17 protein-coding genes, 1 tRNA gene and 1 pseudogene are annotated in these 17,580 nt (G+C 60.4%); 10 read left to right on the forward strand and 9 right to left on the reverse strand.

Translation table 11 applies throughout. The features are described 5' to 3' along the window. Positions 1–5: 5 nt before the first annotated feature. The 3 genes from G3T16_RS10480 to G3T16_RS10490 are packed head-to-tail and all read right to left on the reverse strand — an operon-like array spanning position 6 to position 1,957. Positions 6–521 carry a TonB-dependent receptor plug domain-containing protein gene (locus G3T16_RS10480; protein WP_163495195.1) on the reverse strand — a complete coding sequence of 172 codons (516 nt, stop codon included), beginning with the start codon at positions 519–521 and terminating at the stop codon, positions 6–8. A gap of 43 nt (positions 522–564) precedes the next feature. Then, entirely contained in the window at positions 565–957 is a 393-nt protein-coding gene (locus tag G3T16_RS10485; RefSeq protein WP_163495197.1) for a RidA family protein, read from the reverse strand. Between the two features lie 19 nt (positions 958–976). After that, on the reverse strand, positions 977–1,957 hold the full coding sequence (locus G3T16_RS10490; protein WP_197911638.1) for a Rieske 2Fe-2S domain-containing protein: 981 nt from the start codon (positions 1,955–1,957) through the stop codon (positions 977–979). Positions 1,958–2,420: 463 nt separating this feature from the next. Between G3T16_RS10490 and G3T16_RS10495 the strand changes: the two genes are divergently transcribed. Together G3T16_RS10495 and G3T16_RS10500 are read left to right on the forward strand one after the other, a co-directional pair. Next, entirely contained in the window at positions 2,421–4,358 is a 1,938-nt protein-coding gene (locus tag G3T16_RS10495) for an alpha-ketoacid dehydrogenase subunit alpha/beta (RefSeq protein WP_232059364.1), read from the forward strand. Between the two features lie 144 nt (positions 4,359–4,502). Then, positions 4,503–5,327: an IclR family transcriptional regulator gene (locus tag G3T16_RS10500; RefSeq protein ID WP_163495201.1), complete on the forward strand. Its 825-nt coding sequence runs from the start codon at positions 4,503–4,505 to the stop codon at positions 5,325–5,327. Positions 5,328–5,725: 398 nt separating this feature from the next. On the opposite strand, the gene G3T16_RS10505 is transcribed toward G3T16_RS10500, so the two are convergent. From G3T16_RS10505 to mutY, 3 genes are all read right to left on the reverse strand, one after another. Further along, positions 5,726–5,801 (reverse strand) — tRNA-Phe (locus tag G3T16_RS10505). An 82-nt stretch (positions 5,802–5,883) separates the two neighbouring features. Continuing rightward, positions 5,884–6,156, reverse strand: a complete 273-nt coding sequence (locus G3T16_RS10510; RefSeq protein ID WP_163495203.1) for an oxidative damage protection protein — start codon at positions 6,154–6,156, stop codon at positions 5,884–5,886. Positions 6,157–6,172: 16 nt separating this feature from the next. Next, a complete protein-coding gene (gene mutY / locus G3T16_RS10515; protein ID WP_163495205.1) occupies positions 6,173–7,219 on the reverse strand; it encodes an A/G-specific adenine glycosylase in 1,047 nt (348 codons plus the stop codon). Positions 7,220–7,349: 130 nt separating this feature from the next. Between mutY and G3T16_RS10520 the strand changes: the two genes are divergently transcribed. The 7 genes from G3T16_RS10520 (at position 7,350) to G3T16_RS10550 (ending at position 12,749) form a co-directional block, all read left to right on the forward strand. Then, on the forward strand, positions 7,350–7,535 hold the full coding sequence (locus G3T16_RS10520) for a hypothetical protein (protein WP_163495208.1): 186 nt from the start codon (positions 7,350–7,352) through the stop codon (positions 7,533–7,535). Continuing rightward, positions 7,529–8,227 (forward strand): alpha/beta hydrolase, encoded by a 699-nt coding sequence (locus G3T16_RS10525; RefSeq protein WP_163495210.1) that lies wholly within the window; start codon positions 7,529–7,531, stop codon positions 8,225–8,227. The genes G3T16_RS10520 and G3T16_RS10525 overlap by 7 nt, the downstream gene beginning before the upstream one ends. 309 nt (positions 8,228–8,536) lie before the next feature. Next, positions 8,537–9,130 carry an imidazoleglycerol-phosphate dehydratase HisB gene (hisB, locus tag G3T16_RS10530; protein ID WP_163495212.1) on the forward strand — a complete coding sequence of 198 codons (594 nt, stop codon included), beginning with the start codon at positions 8,537–8,539 and terminating at the stop codon, positions 9,128–9,130. A gap of 9 nt (positions 9,131–9,139) precedes the next feature. Continuing rightward, positions 9,140–9,790 carry an imidazole glycerol phosphate synthase subunit HisH gene (hisH, locus tag G3T16_RS10535; protein WP_163495214.1) on the forward strand — a complete coding sequence of 217 codons (651 nt, stop codon included), beginning with the start codon at positions 9,140–9,142 and terminating at the stop codon, positions 9,788–9,790. Further along, complete coding sequence (gene hisA / locus G3T16_RS10540; RefSeq protein ID WP_163495215.1) at positions 9,784–10,518, forward strand: 1-(5-phosphoribosyl)-5-[(5-phosphoribosylamino)methylideneamino]imidazole-4-carboxamide isomerase; 735 nt, start codon at positions 9,784–9,786, stop codon at positions 10,516–10,518. The genes hisH and hisA overlap by 7 nt, the downstream gene beginning before the upstream one ends. Before the next feature lie 4 nt (positions 10,519–10,522). After that, on the forward strand, positions 10,523–11,296 hold the full coding sequence (gene hisF, locus G3T16_RS10545) for an imidazole glycerol phosphate synthase subunit HisF (RefSeq protein WP_163497054.1): 774 nt from the start codon (positions 10,523–10,525) through the stop codon (positions 11,294–11,296). A 139-nt stretch (positions 11,297–11,435) separates the two neighbouring features. Further along, positions 11,436–12,749, forward strand: coding sequence for a sensor domain-containing diguanylate cyclase (locus tag G3T16_RS10550; RefSeq protein WP_163495217.1), 1,314 nt, complete (start codon positions 11,436–11,438; stop codon positions 12,747–12,749). Between the two features lie 15 nt (positions 12,750–12,764). Here G3T16_RS10550 and G3T16_RS10555 read toward each other — a convergent pair whose 3' ends face one another. From G3T16_RS10555 to gpmI, 3 genes and pseudogenes are all read right to left on the reverse strand, one after another. Beyond that, positions 12,765–14,090, reverse strand: a complete 1,326-nt coding sequence (locus G3T16_RS10555) for a S41 family peptidase (protein WP_163495218.1) — start codon at positions 14,088–14,090, stop codon at positions 12,765–12,767. Positions 14,091–14,180: 90 nt separating this feature from the next. Then, complete coding sequence (locus tag G3T16_RS10560; protein ID WP_163495219.1) at positions 14,181–15,338, reverse strand: murein hydrolase activator EnvC family protein; 1,158 nt, start codon at positions 15,336–15,338, stop codon at positions 14,181–14,183. A 5-nt stretch (positions 15,339–15,343) separates the two neighbouring features. After that, positions 15,344–16,899: pseudogene (gene gpmI / locus G3T16_RS10565) on the reverse strand (2,3-bisphosphoglycerate-independent phosphoglycerate mutase). 245 nt (positions 16,900–17,144) lie between these two features. Between gpmI and G3T16_RS10570 the strand changes: the two are divergent. Beyond that, complete coding sequence (locus tag G3T16_RS10570) at positions 17,145–17,579, forward strand: CopD family protein (protein WP_163495220.1); 435 nt, start codon at positions 17,145–17,147, stop codon at positions 17,577–17,579. Position 17,580 lies beyond the last annotated feature (1 nt).

Consider the following 17,580-nt stretch of genomic DNA (forward strand, 5'->3'; position numbering starts at 1 on the left):
CCCGCCTATGGCATTCCGACCATATAACGCTCCCTGGGGCCCTTGAGTACCTCAATACTTGCGATGTCAAAGAGCGGCTGCCGTATTTGATCCGGATGGGAAACCTGGACACCATCTATGACAACAGCCAGTGGGGGCTCACCATTGCGAACCTGGCCAATCCCACGAATATTGACTGCCGCCAACCCGGCATCCTGCGAAGAAAACATGGAAAAATTTGGCACGAGGGCGCTGACATCGCTTATAGATACTATCCTTGCTTCTCGTATGTCACCTGCCGAGAATACTTTAACTGTATCGGGAATGTCCTGGAGCTTTTCCTCTCGAAACCGTGCAGTCACGACGATTTCCTCGATAGCGTTTTGAATGCCGCCTTCTGTTTCAGCGGCAGCGCCCAATGACGGTGTAAGCAGCAGGTGCGGCATTAGCCCCAGGACCATAGCGCTTCGGCTCAGGCCAGTTTGTTCGGATTTGACCTCAGTTTTCTTGGCGACTTGTTCGGCATGATTTACTTTTTTCATTGCCTTGTTCTCCACGTTTGGTTATTCAACAATATCGGCTGTTCTATGACTGGTTACTGTCAGGCGACGCCGCTATCACTTCTATTTCAATCAGTAGCTCCGGTTGTATTAGCTGCTTTACATATACAAGCGTAGAGGCAGGCTTTCTATCGCCCATGATTCCGGTTCGTGTTTTCGCAAAACCGGTAAAATCGTCCGGATCTGTCAAGAAGATTGTCTGCTTCACGATATTGTCCAGATTCATCCCCGCAGACTTGAGAACGGCTTCCAGGTTTGTATATGTCTGCAGGGTCTGGGCTTCGATTCCTTCGGGAATAGATTTGTCGTGTCTGTATGCGACCTGGCCCGCTGTATACAGAGTTTTACCGCCTGAACTCACCTCAATTCCGTCACTGTAAGTGGGAGGGAGACCGTTAGGATTATGGAAAGTCTTCATGTGTCTAGCTTCCTTCAGATTATCGAATGAACTGCGCGGATGGGTGGGCTCGGGGAAAGTCCCTTACCATCAACAAGTATTTGGCGAGGGTGCGATCTGCTTTTGTTAACATGCCCTTTCGGTAGTGGATCGTATTGAGAAGTTCGCTGTCTTCATCAATCGTTCGTTCTGTGATAACACGCATGTTCTCAAGTTGAGCCTCTGCGTCGGGGCCCTTCTTCACCATGTATGCGCCATATACCTGATGGCTTCCCGGCTCGTGCAAGCCAAACCCTGTTACTGCGCCATTCCACCGACCATTGGTCGTCCCGATACGCCAAAAGAATCCGGTCCCCCGAAGGCCAGCGTGCCACTCTATTTCCAGACCGCCCTGGTGAATTCCCTTGATCGTATATTCCAGCCCCCACTGATCCCATCGGACGAGGTCGTGCGGATCTTCCACCGTGAACTGCACCTTGTGGACTACTTTTATGTGTTGCATGTCAGGGGTGTTCGCTGCGAAAACCCAGGGATCACTCGCGAAGGGCCTGGGGTACTTGTATGCTCTGATTTCCAGCTCATCCTCGCTGCAAGGCAGTTGCGGGAGCTCAAATAGAGGTGTCTCACCGTTAAATACCCACACTATTCCCCACCGCTCCACTGAAGGAAATTTGAACAGTTTTGCTCCACCAGGTGGCGGGTCGCCAATTCCGGTTTTTACACAACCTCCACTCGTGTCGTATTGCCAGTGATGAAACGCACATTGCACGCAGTTCCCAACAACTTTGCCAATGGATAGGTCCGCCCCAAGATGGGGGCAGTAGGCACTCATAACATGAGACTTGCCTTCCTCGGTCCTGAATATGACTACACGTCCATCGAGAAAGCCCCGACCTATCACACTACCTGTCCCAACCTCTGACGAGAGACAGATCGGATACCAGCTTTGCCTGAAAAGCCCATCTTCCCCTTCAGCCGGGATATGACTGGGGCGAGTTATCGGTGCCTGGGATTCATCCACGGGTTTTTTCTCCCTACTGATGTTGTCGATTTCTTGGCCGGTGACCTGTCAGATTGGCCGGTTGCAGTGGCGGACAGGGAATCGCAATTCAATTGCATCACGCCTTTCAGAAGTCACCACCTCCTCTTCACGGGGAAAACTCTATCCTTGGAACTCTAAAGTGTCAACATGATATCTAACTATTATATTGTGATAATTTAAGGCACTGGATTGCTTGTTGGCAGTTTTCTAAAAACTTCAGAGGACTGGCATAGCGCACACTCGCGAAGAATTAGTATCATATAGTGATATAAAGATCATATATAGACATTCAATTTTGCTGGAGTTATCCTTCGCCGTGCCTCACTGAGGACCTCCCATTGAAAAGGAAGTATCTATGCGAAATTCATGTAATGAATCAAAGACGGAACTGACGAATTTTCCGGCTAGCCATGAGACAGCCGCACTAGAGTTTTACCAACATATGTATTTGATCAGGGCCTTTGAACAACGGACCTTTGATCTTACCCGGGAAAAGCCATCTCCTATTGCTGGTTCAGTTCACCTCTGTGCGGGGCAAGAAGCAGTGCCGGTTGGCGTTATGGCCACTCTTCGCCCCGGCGACCAAGTTGTCGCAACATACCGCGGGCATGGATGGGCTATAGCCTCAGGGCTTCCAGTTGGAGACCTGCTTGCAGAAATCTGTCAGCGTGAGACAGGTATAAACGGAGGGCGTACGGGATCCGCTATGATTACTGCGCCCTGGCAAGGCTTCATAGGGGAAAACTCCATCGTTGGCGCCGGTGTCCCCATAGGCTGCGGCACAGCGCTAGCGTCCCTTATGCAAGGGAACGAAGGGGTGACAGTAGTCACCTTTGGAGATGGTGCGATGAGCCAGGGTGCGCTGCACGAAGGGCTCATATTCGCCGCGTATCGGAATTTGCCGATTGTGTTTATCTGCGAGAACAACGGATGGGCTGAGATGACGCCTGCATCCTCCATCAACAAGGTCGAACGGCTGTCGGAGCGTGCCGCAGGATACGGTATGTCTGGAACGACCATAGATGGAACCGATCCCTTTGTGGTTAGGGATGCAATTCAGCTCGCCACTGACCGTGCCCGCAGCGGGCTCGGCCCGTCGCTTGTCGAATGTGTGGTGCCACGCCTTTGGGGCCATTACAATCGCGATATTCAGCACTATCGACCAAAAGCCGACAAAGCAAATGCAGAAGCGGCCGATCCACTTGAAGTTATGGCTAGCCGTCTCATAGCATCACGTGTTGCCGATTCAGATACACTAAGCCAGATTCGACGCGAAGTTGATCGGGAGCTTGACGCGATTCAGACTCGTGTTCTTGACGATCCATTTCCGAGACCGGATACAGCACGCGAACATATCGTTGCCGCCCCTTCTATTTCCAAGCGAGATATCACTACTTCTTGTAGGGAGACAGAGCAAGTCACCTACATCAAAGCTGTTAACGAAGCACTCCGTCGAGAGCTTGCATCTCGTCCCGAAGCTTTGGTATTCGGTGAGGACTTAGGAAAGGCCGGTGGTATTTTTGGGGCAACGCGCTATCTGCAACGTGATTTCGGTGTTGACCGGGTGTTCGATACGCCTATTGCGGAGAGCGCCATCCTGGGCTCGGCTGTGGGCCTGGCAATTAGCGGCATGAAGCCGATCGTTGAAATAATGTGGGCAGACTTCCTGCTTGTTGCCCTGGATCAAATAATCAATCAGGCCGCCAACGTCCGTTATGCTACTCAAGGCAGGTGTACTGCCCCCATAGTTGTAAGGACTCAGCAAGGTGTAACACCGGGATCCTGCGCACAGCATTCTCAATCACTCGAAGCGCTTTTGTTCCACATACCGGGGATCAAGCTGGGCTTGCCAGCGACACCGCAAGACGCCTATGACATGCTGCGCGCAGCCGTGGCGGATCCAGATCCAGTGGTCATCATTGAATCACGCTCACTGTATCAAACCTCAGCCTCAGTTCATTACGGAGACCAGGTCGCCGTAGTTGGCGGGGCGAGCCTTCGCCGAGAAGGCTCCGACGTTGTCATAATCACCTGGGCGACCGGCGTACAGATAGCGCTTGACGTTGCCAACACGCTTGCTGATAGGGGTATCACCGTTGGGGTTCTGGACCTTCGGTGGCTGTCACCCCTGGATGATACGGCAATCGACGACGCGGTGAAACGCTGCGGAGGCCGGGCGATAGTGCTACATGAGGCGAATATCACCGGAGGTGTTGGCGCCGAAATTGCTGCGCGTATTTCAGAGCGCCACTCAGATGCCAAGGTCCGTCGAATTGGGACACCCGACACTCGGATACCATCGTCGCCGGTACTGCAGTCTGCTCTGATACCTAACGCGGTAGGTGTTGAGGCAGCTGTACTTGGCCTATTGGAGCAATGACAAGCGAGGATCGTCAATCGAAGCGAAATTTGTTTACTAAGACAACAATACCCTTGGAGCTATCGTATAGTGACACAGATGTTTTATAATCCTACTCGTGGGCCACCTTTTTTGAATCTTACCAACTGTCACTGGTGAACGTGAATGCTGCCTCATAGCAAAAAAGAAACCGAAACCGGGGAAACCAGGGTTGATACAGAGACGCCTGGATCCGCCAAGGGTGGCCAGGAGCCCCGGGTTCAGTCCGTGGCTCGGGCTGTCAAGATTTTGATGGCAGTTGCACAAAGTGAAAACGGTCTGAAAACAATCGAGATATCAAGGAAGGCAAACCTGCCTAAACAGGCGACTTATCACCTCGTCCATACACTAATGACATCTGGTATGCTGACCCACAATGAGCAGGGCCTCCATGTCCTGGGGCTTCGCATTGGTACACTTGCTGAAGCCTTCAGGCGTCATCTCTCACCTCCTCAACACCTCACTCCGTTTGTGCGCAAAATTGCCAACGAGACGGGCGAAACAGCCTATGCAACGGGCTGGTGGGCGGGAGAGATCGTCAACCTGACAACATGGCGCGGCTCCAACCCAATCCAAGCTTCCGAAGTTACCCATGGCTCCTATATTGATGCCCACGCTCGCGCTTCTGGAAAACTTCTATTGGCTTTTGCGGATGAAGAAACGCGATCACATTATCTAGCAGAGCATGCTTTGCCAGCTCGTACTAGCCAAACGATCACCGAACTTTCCCAATTACATGAGGAATTCCAACTGATTCGTGAACAAGGCTATGCAGTCGACAGGGAAGAATACACTATTGGCCTGCACTGTCTGGCCGTACCGATCGACGCTGGTGCATCACCATATGCACTGACGATCTCTGCACCAACAGAACGCTTCAAGCAGCGGTTCACCGATTTTCTGGAGATTATGCGCCACATCGCATCGGATCTCTCCGGGCTATCCAAGTAAGCCCGCTTTTTTGGCATGGTAATTCATTACAGGGGTTTTAAGGTATTGGGCATTCAGAACCGATGCGTGATCTTCTTCATATCGCCTGGAATACACCGAATGTAGGCATTAGATTTGAAAAATCTGCTTCCGGACACTCCCATTAACCCAGCTTCAGCCGGCAGATTCCACAAGGGTAGGCGACATCCAGTTCGGTGACGACGGAAAACGGCTTATAGGACCGGACCTCTGCCTGCTGGATGACGCGTGCGGTGCCGGTGCATGGATTCCCGGGGCCCACTAGTGACCAGGCGACGGCATAGGTCCGGTTGCGCTCGGGGTCATACCATCGCTGCCGGTCGATCGAAAAATAATCTGCGAGCGCCGGCAATGCCGTGCTGCGCAACAATGAGGGAAGATGGTGCCCGGAGACAGAATCGAACTGCCGACACGGGGATTTTCAATCCCCTGCTCTACCGACTGAGCTATCCGGGCTTTATCGCTGAAGGCGAAGGGTGCGTATTAAAACCGCATGGCGGGTCCGAGTCAAGCGCAGGGCCCGTTTTGCGGGCCTGTTTCAGTCCTGTGGCGGGACGTAGCCCTCGGCCCTGTCGTGATCTTCCCCGGCCAGGAACTTGTCCATTTCCTCCTGCAGGTATTTGCGGGTGGCGGGGTCGATCAGGCTGAGCTGCTTTTCGTTGATCAGCATGGTCTGCTGGGCCTGCCATTCCTCCCAGGCCTGCTTGGACACATGATCGAAGATGTCCTGGCCCTTGGGGCCGGGATAGGGCGGGGCGGCGAGGCCCTCCAGTTCTTTCTGGTATTTCCGGCAAAAAACAGTGCGTGGCATGGGCTGTTCCTGGTATTCAGAGGCTCGCCAGCAGTCGGGCGACCGGGGCGGCGAGGCCGATTTGTGAAGGTTGGGCCACGTTATACCAGAGCTGGTCGTCCCCTGCCATGACGGCCTGCGGCTCACCGGGCAGGGTGGCCAGCAGGGGCTGGATGTCCAGGTGGTAGTGGCTGAAGGTGTGGCGGAAGGGTTCGGCGGGCGCCAGTTCGGTGGGCATCAGGCCGAAGCGGTCGAGGCACCAGTTGCCGGCGGCGGCTTGCTCGTCCAGCTGGGGAAAGCACCACAATCCGCCCCAGATACCGCTGGGTGGGCGCCGCTGCAGCAATACGCTGCCGCCGGCGTCGCGCACAATCAGGAAAATCGTGGCCCGCACCGGCATGGTCTTGCGCGGCTTCTTGCCGGGGTAGTCGGCCTGGCTGTCGGCCCGCCGGGCGGCGCAGTCGACGCTCAGGGGGCAGTCCTCACAGCGGGGCCGGCTGCGGGTGCACAGGGTGGCGCCCAGGTCCATCATTGCCTGGCTGTAATCCGCTACCCGCCGGGTTGGAGTGTGCTGCTCCGCCAGCTGCCACAGCTCCCGGTGCACCGCGGTCTGGCCGGGCCAGCCCGGCACTGCATGGTAGCGGGCCAGCACTCGCTTGACGTTGCCATCCAGGATGCTGGCGCGCTGGCGGAAGGCGATGCTGACGATGGCGCCGGCGGTGGAACGGCCGATGCCCGGCAGTTCGCTGAGCTGGTCCACGTTGGCGGGGAACCGGCCACCATGGTGGTCGCAAACCTCCCGCGCGGCCCGGTGCAGGTTGCGGGCCCGGGCGTAGTAACCCAGGCCGGTCCACAGGTGCAATACTTCGTCCACGGGTGCGTCGGCAAGATCCTGCACCCGCGGGAAGGCCTCCATAAAGCGCTGGAAGTAGGGGATGACCGTACGCACCTGGGTTTGCTGCAGCATGATCTCCGACACCCACACCCGGTAGGGATCGATTGACTGCTGCCAGGGCAGGTCCTTGCGGCCGTGCTGGTCGAACCAGTCGAGGACGCGTCGGGCGAAGGCGGGAGGTGGCTTCATGGCAGGGCGGACACTAGCACCGGTGTGAGCGCTGGTAAAGTGGCAGCAGGAATTCATCGGCGAGAGAACCATACGGCGGTCATTGGCGTAGAATAGGCAGTTGGTTGCGTTGCAGAGGCAGGTCAGTTACATGAAATTGGCTTTGATGGCAGTATTCGCCGCGGCGGCCACGGTGGCGGGCTGCGGCCTGCTGCTGAGCCCCGACAGGGAGCCGGCGGCGGTGGAGACGGTGGTTTATACCCCCGCGGACTGGCCCCAGGAACTGCAGGCAGAAGTCTACCAGCCCAGGGGCAGGGCCCGTTCCCGGGTATGCTGATGGTACACGGCGGCGGCTGGGAGCGGCGCCACCGCGACGACATGGACCGCCTCGCCCGCTACTATACGGGTGAGGGCTACGTGGTGATGAATATCAGCTACCGCTTCGCCCCCAACGCAATTTACCCGGCCCAGGTGCACGACCTGCAGCAGGCCATGCACTGGTTGTATCGGCAAGCCGGGCGGTTGCAGCTGGACCAGGACCGGATCGCCGCCTTCGGCTATTCCGCGGGCGCCCATCTGGTCAGCCTGATGGCGCTGGCCGCCGGCACCGGCGAGGCGCTGGACCAGCCCTGGGGCGGTATCGAAACCCGGCCCGCCGCGGTGATTGCCGGCGGCGCGCCGATGGATCTGCGCAAATACTCCGGGGGCGAGCTGGTACCGCAGTTCCTGGGCGGCAGTATCGAGGAGATTCCCGAAACCTTTGCCGCCGCTTCACCGGTAACCCTGGTGCACGGGCAGGCGCCGCCCTTCTTCCTGTTCCACGGTAGCCGCGACAAACTGGTCACCATCGATCACGCTGAGGATTTCGCAACGGCGTTGCGGGCCAGGGATGTGCCGGTGGAGTTGGCAACCCAGGCGGCCCGCGGGCATATCCTGACGTTTCTGACCGTGGGCACAGCCCTGCCCGATGCGGATCGCTTCCTGACCCGACACCTGACGCCGTCCGCCGGCACCTCCCCTGCACTTTGAGCCAGGTCTTGGTCAAGCCTGGATATCTGCCGCTGTGCGTTAAGAACTCTGAAGGCAGGTTCGTCTCAACCATGGGCCTTCATAGACCGTATGCAGCAAGGATGCTGCATCCGAGCCCCCAGGGATGGGTTAACGGCGTGTCTATGAAGGCCCATGGTTGAGGCGGACCGAGACGATCAGCACAGCCTCATAGCCGTTGGCACTCTACTTCCCGAGCTAGTCGGTGAATTCACCCCGGCTTTCTTCTATAATGGCGCGCTTCTCGGGGCCAGGTGCGCACCGCCCCGGTCACAGCTTCTGGAGGACCGCATGTCCGAGCGCAAGGCGAGTGTCACTCGCAACACCCTGGAGACCCGGATTACCGCCACGGTCAATCTGGACGGCTCCGGCCAGGCGAATTTCCAGACCGGAATTCCCTTCCTGGAGCACATGCTGGACCAGATCGCGCGCCACGGCATGATGGACCTGGATATCCAGGCCGAGGGCGACCTGCACATCGATGACCACCACACCGTGGAGGATATCGGCATCACGCTGGGCCAGGCGTTTACCCGGGCGGTGGGCGACAAGAAGGGTATTGTCCGCTACGGCCACGCCTACGTGCCGCTGGATGAGGCGCTGTCGCGGGTGGTGGTGGACTTTTCCGGGCGCCCGGGGCTGATCTACAAGATTCCGTTTACCCGGGCCCAGGTGGGTGGTTTTGATGTGGACCTGTTCCAGGAATTCTTCCAGGGCTTTGTCAATCACGCCCAGCTGACCCTGCATATCGACAACCTGCGCGGCGACAACAGCCACCACCAGATCGAGACGGTGTTCAAGGCCTTCGGCCGCGCGCTGCGGATGGCATTGGCGGAGGATCCCGCGATGGCGGGGATCATGCCCTCCACCAAGGGCGTGCTGTAGGTTGCCGGCATGAGCGAAACCGTCGCGGTCATCGACTACGGCATGGGCAACCTGCACTCGGTGGCCAGTGCGCTGCAGCATGTGGGCGCCGGCCGGGTGCTGGTGACGCATGATGCCGACCAGATCCGGGCGGCGGACCGGGTGGTCTTCCCCGGCGTGGGCGCGATCCGCGACTGCATGGCGGAAATCCGCCGCCTGCGCTGCGATGAGCTGCTGCAACTGGCGTTGATCGAACAGCGCAAGCCGGTGCTGGCGATCTGCGTCGGCATGCAGGCCCTGCTGAGCCGCTCGGAAGAGAACGGCGGCGTGGACTGCCTGGACATTGTGCCGGGCACCGTGCGCCACTTTGGCCAACCGCTTGTGGATGCCGGCGGGCAACGGCTGAAGGTGCCGCACATGGGCTGGAATGAGGTGCGCCAGGTGGGACAGCATCCTCTGTGGCAGGGTATCCCCGATGCCAGCCGCTTCTATTTTGTGCACAGCTACTATGTTACCGCCGCGGACCGCTCGCTGCTGGCCGGGGCCGTGGACTACGGAGTCAGTGCCGATGCGGCGCTGGCCCGGAACAATCTCTTCGCCGTGCAGTTTCATCCGGAAAAAAGCCATACCGCCGGTCTGCAACTGTTGCGCAATTTTCTCGCCTGGAGTCCCCCATGTTGATAATCCCCGCAATCGATTTGAAGGATGGCCAGTGTGTGCGCCTGCGCCAGGGCGTGATGGACGACAGCACTGTATTTTCCGATGACCCGGTGGCCGTGGCCACGCGCTGGGTGGAGGCAGGTTGCCGGCGCCTGCACCTGGTGGACCTGAACGGGGCCTTTGCCGGCGAACCGGTGAATGGCGACGTGGTCTCGGCCATCGCCGCCTCCTACCCGGAACTGCCGGTACAGATCGGTGGTGGCATCCGCACGCTGGAGACCATCGAACTCTATCTGCGCGCCGGGGTCAGCTACGTGATTATCGGCACCCTGGCGGTGAAGGAACCGGCCTTCGTGGCGGAGGCCTGCAAGACCTTTCCCGGCAGGATCATTGTCGGCCTGGATGCGAAGGACGGCCTGGTGGCCACCGATGGCTGGGCAGAGGTATCCAGCGTGCGCGCCACTGACCTGGCCAAGCAGTTGGAGAGCGACGGGGTCGCCGCCATCGTCTACACCGATATCGCCCGCGACGGCATGATGCAGGGCGTGAATGTGGAGGCCACGGTGGCCATGGCCCGCGCCTCCAGCATCCCGGTGATCGCCTCGGGCGGCATTACCAACCTGGACGACATCCGCGCCTTGAACGCGGTGGCTCACGAGGGAATCTGTGGCGCAATCACCGGGCGCGCCATCTACGAGGGCACGCTGGATGTGGCCGAGGCCCAGCGCCTGTGCGACGGCGAAGCCTGAGCCGATGGGCCTGGCCAAGCGCATCATTCCCTGCCTGGACGTTGATAACGGCCGCGTGGTCAAGGGGGTGAATTTTGTCGGCATCCGCGACGCCGGCGATCCGGTGGAAATCGCCCGCCGCTACAACGAGCAGGGCGCCGACGAAATCACCTTTCTGGATATTACCGCCAGCCACGAGGGCCGTGATACCACCGTGCACACGGTGGAGCAGATCGCGGAGCAGGTGTTTATCCCGCTGACGGTGGGCGGCGGCATCCGCTCGGTGGAGGACATCCGCACCATGCTCAATGCCGGCGCAGACAAGGTCAGCATCAATACCGCCGCGATTCACAACCCCGAGCTGGTGCAGCAGGCCTCGGAGCGCTTCGGCGCCCAGTGCATTGTGGTGGCGATAGACGCGAAGCGGGTGGCCGATGTGGACGGCGCGCCGCGCTGGGAAATCTTTACCCACGGCGGCCGCAAGCCCACCGGCATTGACGCAGTGGCCTGGGCGGTGAAGATGGCGGACCTGGGTGCGGGAGAGATCCTGCTCACCAGCATGGACAGGGACGGCACCCGCAACGGTTTTGAGCTGGGTGTGACCCGGGCCATCACCGACGCTGTGGATATTCCGGTGATCGCCTCCGGCGGGGTTGGTAACCTCGACCACCTTGTGGCGGGTATACTGGAGGGCGGCGCCGATGCGGTATTGGCAGCCAGTATTTTTCATTTCGGCGAGTATACGGTACCCGAGGCGAAGGCCTATATGGCTGCGCGCGGGATCGAAGTGAGGACTTGATGTCCCCCGCGGGAGGGGGAGCTCCCGGCATCCATTTGGCTTCCATCCGGCCAGTGATGCGCATCCCTGATCTGAAACAGTTGCCTCCAGGGCTCCGGGATGACAAGTTGTGATCAATGAAGCGCGCATTGGGTCCATTATGCCGAATCGTCTCCCTGAAAAGCCGCTTGCCGAGTTCCTGGATCTGCTGCTGGATGCCGTATGTATAGTCGACAGGGATGCCCGTTTCCTGTTTGTCTCCGCGGCCGGCGAGCAGATCTTTGGCTATACGCCCGAAGAAATGGTAGGCAGATCCGTGCAGGAGCTGGTCCATCCGGATGACCTGGAATACACGATGTCGACTGCTTCCCAGGTAATGGCTGGAGAGACCAACACCCATTACGAGAATCGCTATCTGCGCAAGGATGGCGAGATCGTCCACATCATGTGGTCGGCGCGTTGGTCGGAAGAGCACCAGGTGCGGATTGGCGTGGCCCGCGACATCACCCGCCGCAAGCGGGCGGAATTCATGCAGTCGGCTCTGTATGCAATCTCCCAGGTCGCCCATACCGCTCCCGACCTGCCGGCTCTGTACTGCCAGATTCACGAGATCATCGATTCGCTGACGCCCTGCAGGAATTTCTATGTAGCGCTTTATGACGAGGACGGCCACAGCTGGGACTACCCCTACTACGTTGATGAGGCACATCCGCTGCCGCCGCTCCAGGACGGGGATATGGAAGCGCTGTGCCGCCAGGTCGTCCAGCGCGGAGAACCCTTGCTGTTGACCCCCGGCAGTGAACCCGGAGGACTGTCCGCCGATGAGCGGCGGCCTCAGTACTGGCTCGGGGCGCCGTTGCAGGCGGAGGGCAGGACGCTGGGGGTGCTGGTAATGCAGAGTTATTCCACCACCATCCACTACACCGAAAACGATCGCCAGTTGTTGCAGTTTGTCTCCACCCAGATCGCCGCGGCGATTTCCCATCGCGACATGTTGACCCGGCTGGAATACATGGCACGGTACGATCCGCTCACCAACCTGCCCAACCGCGAGCTGCTCAGCGACCGGATCCGCACCGCCCTGGCCATGGCGCGGCGTGAAAAGGCCTTGCTGGCCCTGCTTTTCATTGATCTGGACGGTTTCAAGCGGATAAACGACACCCTCGGTCACGCCGCCGGCGATCGCCTGCTGCAGGGCGTGGCCCAGCGCCTGGCGGCGAGCATCCGCGAGTCGGATACCGCCGCCCGTCTCGGTGGGGATGAGTTCGTGGTACTGCTGGAGCGGATCAGCGATCCATCCAACGTAGTCGAAATAGCTGCCAAGATCCGCGAGGCTTTCGCTGTTCCGTTCGAGCTGGAAGGGCAGCAGCTGCTGATATCACTGAGTATCGGGGCCGCGCTGTATCCCCGGGACGGAGAGGACGAATTCGCATTGCTGCACCATGCCGACAAGGCCATGTATGCGTTGAAATAGGCCCGGCAGATGGTGTCAGGAATCGTCCGTGGGCGCAGGCAGGATCGCTGCTGGGCGCTGGCGCTTGCCGAGGATGTTGACACCCTTGAGCAGAGTCAGGGCCTCGTACAGTTGGTTGTCGCTCGCCAGCAATTCACTGCTCACCTTCCTGGGCTTGTCGCCGCTGTCGCCGTTGACATTTTCCAGGCGCCGGTTCAGGTCTGCCTCGCTGAGCTGGCGCGAGGTGTCGTACGCGGTCACCCGGGCGCGTTCGACCAGGATGTCGGGCACGATCCCGGCGGCCTGGATGGACCGGCCCTCCGGCGTGAAGTAGAGCGCGGTGGTCAGTTTGACCGCGCGCGATTCGGAAATCGGCATCACGGTTTGCACTGAGCCCTTGCCAAAGGAGTCACTGCCCATGATCACCGCGCGGTTGTGGTCTTGCAGCGCGCCGGCGACAATTTCCGAGGCACTGGCGGAACCGCCGTTGATCAGTACCACGATGGGTGTGCCAGCGCTGGCGTCGCCGGGCTCTGCCGAATACCGGATATGGGAGTTTGGCAGCCGGCCTTCGGTGTAGACCACCAGGCCGCTGTCCATGAACAGGCCGGCGACATCGACACTGGCCCGCAGTACGCCGCCGGGGTTGTTGCGCAGGTCCAATACCAGGCCCTTCAGCTCTTCCTCCTCCATCAGGCGCTGCAGCGCAGCCTTGACGTCCGGGCCGGTCTGGTTCTGGAACTGGGCCACGCGGATATAGCCGTAGCCGGGTTCGAGAAAGCGCTCACGCACACTGGCGACCTTGATGGTATCGCGCTGCAGGGTGACGTCGAAGGGCTGGCTTTCGCCGGGACGGCCGATGGTCAGTTCGATCTCACTGCCCTTGGGGCCGCGCATCAGGTCGATGGCCTCGTTCAGACTCATGCCCTTTACTGCCTTGCCGTCCAGATTGAGGATCACGTCGCCACTCATCAGCCCGGCCTCGGCCGCCGGCGAGCCATCGATGGGGGCGATGATCTTGACGTAACCATCCTCCATCCCGACTTCCAGGCCCAGGCCGCTGAACTCGCCACTGGTGGTGTTCTGCAGGTCCTCGAAGTCATCCTTGTCGAGGTAGGCGGAGTGCGGGTCCAGGTTCATCAGCATGCCCTGGATGGCGTATTCCAGCAGCTGGCTGTCATCGATCTGCTCGACATAGCCAATCCGGATCTGGTTGAAGACGTCGGCAAAGGTGCGCAGCTCATCCAGTGGCAGGCGGTCCTCCGATTCCGGATCCGCTGCCGAAGCTGAGAATGGCAGTGCCAGTGTCAGTGCCAGCAGGCCGCATCTGAGCATCAGCAGGGAGGGGGAGAGTGTGTGCATGGAGTGCCGCCATCAGGCCCGCGGGCCGTTGTGATCGAGAGGGGGCTAGTGTAACCGATTCCCGGGAAGCTGTGCCAAGCGGGTGCCGGTTCAGCGGCACCAGGCGGCGGGGTCCACCGGTTTGCCCTGCTTGCGGATCTCGAAGTACAGCGCGCTTTCGTTCAGGCCGCCACTGCTGCCTACGGTGCCGAGCGGCGTGCCGGGAGCGACCCATTCACCCACCTCGCGCAGCAGACTCTGGTTGTGGGCATAGAGGCTCATGTAACCTTCGCCGTGATCCAGGATCAACAGCAGGCCGGAGCCGCGCAACCAGTCGGCGTAGACTACCCGGCCGTGATGGATGGCGCGCACGGTGCTGCCTTCGTCGGCGGTGAGGTTGATCCCCTGCCAGCGCATGCCACCGGCGCCGCGGGTGGCGCCAAAGCGATTGCCCGGCTTGCCCTCCACCGGCCAGGCCAGCGCGCCTTTGGCGCTGGCGAAGGGACGGTAGTCCTCCGGCAACTGCAGGTCGACCACCGCCTGCTCGATAGCTTGCAGCAGCTGCTCCAGTTCGGCGCGGTCCTGTTGCAGGCGCTGCAATTCGTCGTCCTTGCTGCGGATAGTGGAGGCGAGACTGGCCAGCACGGTCTGCCGCTGCTCCTTCGAGGCGAGTACCTGCTCGCGCCTCTGGGCAAGCTCGTTGCGCTCGGTCTCCAGTGTTTCGACGGTGAGCTGGATCTGTCCCTGAATCCGGGCCAGTTCCTTCAGCGTCGTCCGGTATTGCGCCACCAGTGCATTGCGGGCGTCGAAGAAATAGCGGTAGTAGGCCATGGCGCGCGCTACGGTATGCGGATTCTCCTGCTCGAGCAGCACCTTCAGTGGCCCCTGCTGGCCCATTTGCCAGGCGGCCCGCAATTCAGCGGCGATGCGCGCCTGCTGGCTGTCCCGGGCCTGCTGCTGGGCGCGCTGGCGCTGTTCCAGCTGGCCGAGTTCGGCCTCGGCGGCGGAGATGGCCGCCAGGTTGGCGCTGATGTCACGCTGCAATTCACCCAGCGCGACCTCGATTTCCCGCAGTTGCTGCTGCAGGCCGCTGTGTTCGCTGCGGGCACTGCCCAGTTCGCGGTCGACCTGCTCGATCTTGCGCTGCAACTGTTCCAGTTCCGCCCGGGCCCGCTGCTCCTCCTCCGTCTGGGCATCGGCGTGGGACGCCGGCCCCAGACACAGCAGTGCCAGCAACAGACCCCAATAGCGACGGCGGCGTCGCGGCATGTGACTCAGTCCCGGCAACTGACCAGGCTGTGCCCCGTCATCTCCCCGGGCTGGGGCAGATCCATCAATGCCAGCAGGGTAGGCGCGATATCCGCGAGAATCCCGCCCTCGGCAGACAACTGGCAGTCGCGGCGGCCGACATAGACCAGTGGTACCTGTTCGGTAGTGTGCTGGGTGTGGACCTGGCCGGACTCGTAGTCCTGCATCTGTTCGCAGTTGCCGTGGTCGGCGGTGATCAGGGCCTGCCCGCCCACCTCCAGCAGCGCCTCCTCTACCCGGCCCAGGCAGTGGTCCAGCGCCTCCACAGCCGCGACCGTGGCCGCAAAGATGCCGGTGTGGCCCACCATGTCGCCGTTGGCATAGTTGCAGACAATCAGATCGTATTCCCCGGAGCGGATCGCGGCCACCAGTTCGTCGGTCACCTGCGGTGCACTCATCTCGGGCTTGAGATCGTAGGTGGCGACATCTGGGGACGGCACCATGATGCGTTTTTCGCCGGGAAACTCCCGCTCCCGGCCACCGCTGAAGAAAAAGGTGACATGGGCATATTTCTCGGTCTCCGCCAGGCGCAGCTGGGTCTTGCCCTGCTGGGCCAGATAATCGCCCAGCACATTGTCCAGACTGGTTGGTGGAAACGCGCAGGCCGCGTCGATATCCGCTGCATATTCGGTGCTGGTGACAAATCCGGCCAGTTGCGGCCAGCTGCGGCGCTCGAAACCGGTGAAGTCGGGATCGGTAAAGGCGCGGGTCAACTGGCGGGCGCGGTCGGCCCGAAAGTTCATGAACAGTACCGCATCGCCGTCGCGGATCGCCCCGCTGTCCTGACCTTCGGCCCTGATCACGGTTGGCAGCACAAATTCGTCGTTTTCATCGCGCTGGTAGGCTGCCTGCAGCGCCGCTGTGGTGGAGCCCGCGCAGTGGGGGCCTCGGCTTCGGTCAGCAGTCGATAGGCCTGCTCGATCCGGTCCCAGCGATTGTCCCGGTCCATTGCATAATAGCGGCCGACGATGCTGGCGGTACGGCCGTGCCCCAGCTCCGCGAACAGTGCGTCGGCGCGTTCCAGCGAGGCCGCAGCGCTGCGCGGCGGTGTGTCGCGGCCGTCGAGGAAGGCGTGCAGGTAGATCCGCCTGGCGCCTCGCGCCGCCGCCAGGCGGATGGCGGCGAACAGCTGCTCTTCGTGACTGTGGACGCCGCCGGGTGACAGCAGGCCCAGGATGTGAACGGCGCCATCGCCCGCCACCGCCTTGTCGATCGCGCCGTTGTAGACGGGATTGTCGTTGAAGCTGCCATCGGCAATGGCCTGGTCGATACGGGTGATGCTCTGGTAGATGACCCGGCCCGAACCCAGGCTCATGTGGCCAACCTCCGAGTTGCCCATCTGCCCGGCCGGCAGTCCCACATCCAGGCCGGATCCCGATACCAGGGTATGGGGCGCCTGCGCCCAGAGCCGGTCCCACACCGGCGTGTGGGCTTGGGCAATGGCATTGTCGCGGCTGTCTTCGCGGTAGCCCCAGCCATCCAGGATAATCAATACGGTGGGTGTCTTGCGGCTCTCGCTCATGGGCATTCCAGGTCCGGAAAGTGGGTCAGGCCCGTCATTTTACCCGTTCCGGCAGGGAATCGCATGAGCAATCCGCGGCAGGCCGTGTGCTGGCCGCGCAGCCGGGTGGTATTGTACGGTTGTGCACGGAAGTCCGGATACCGAGCGGCTAAGCTGAAAAGCAATGCCAGCGGAGCTGCCCGGTGCAAATGGTCGCTGCGGGCAGGGTATGGACTGCTCAATGAACAGACAAACGGGCCCGTGGAATGCTCTGGTTTCTGGTTTTGCATATTGTCGCACTACTGTTCTGGGGAGGTTGTCTACTCTATCTGCCAGCGTTGATTGTCAGCACTGGTCCGCGCGCGACCATCTTCGCTGACCAGCCCGACCCGTTCGATTCAATTGCACGTTTTGTGTTTACCCGTATCGCGACTCCCGCGGGCTTGCTGGCAATTATCGCCGGTACGCTGGTGTTCCTGACTGATCTGTCGGTCAATATCTGGCTGATCGTCAAGCTGAGCCTGGTCGCGGTGCTGGTGATGGTGCACAGCCTGCTGGGCCTGTTGATCCTGCGGGCGGAGGCAAACAACGCCAAGCCGTTGCGGATCTGGTGCGGTCTGCTCGGTGTCTGTGCCGGCCTGTTGCTGGTGGGCATACTGTGGCTGGTGCTGGCGAAACCCGCTATCCCGTTGCCGTCATGAG

The sequence above is a fragment of the Kineobactrum salinum genome, from assembly GCF_010669285.1.
Taxonomy (GTDB): domain Bacteria; phylum Pseudomonadota; class Gammaproteobacteria; order Pseudomonadales; family Halieaceae; genus Kineobactrum; species Kineobactrum salinum.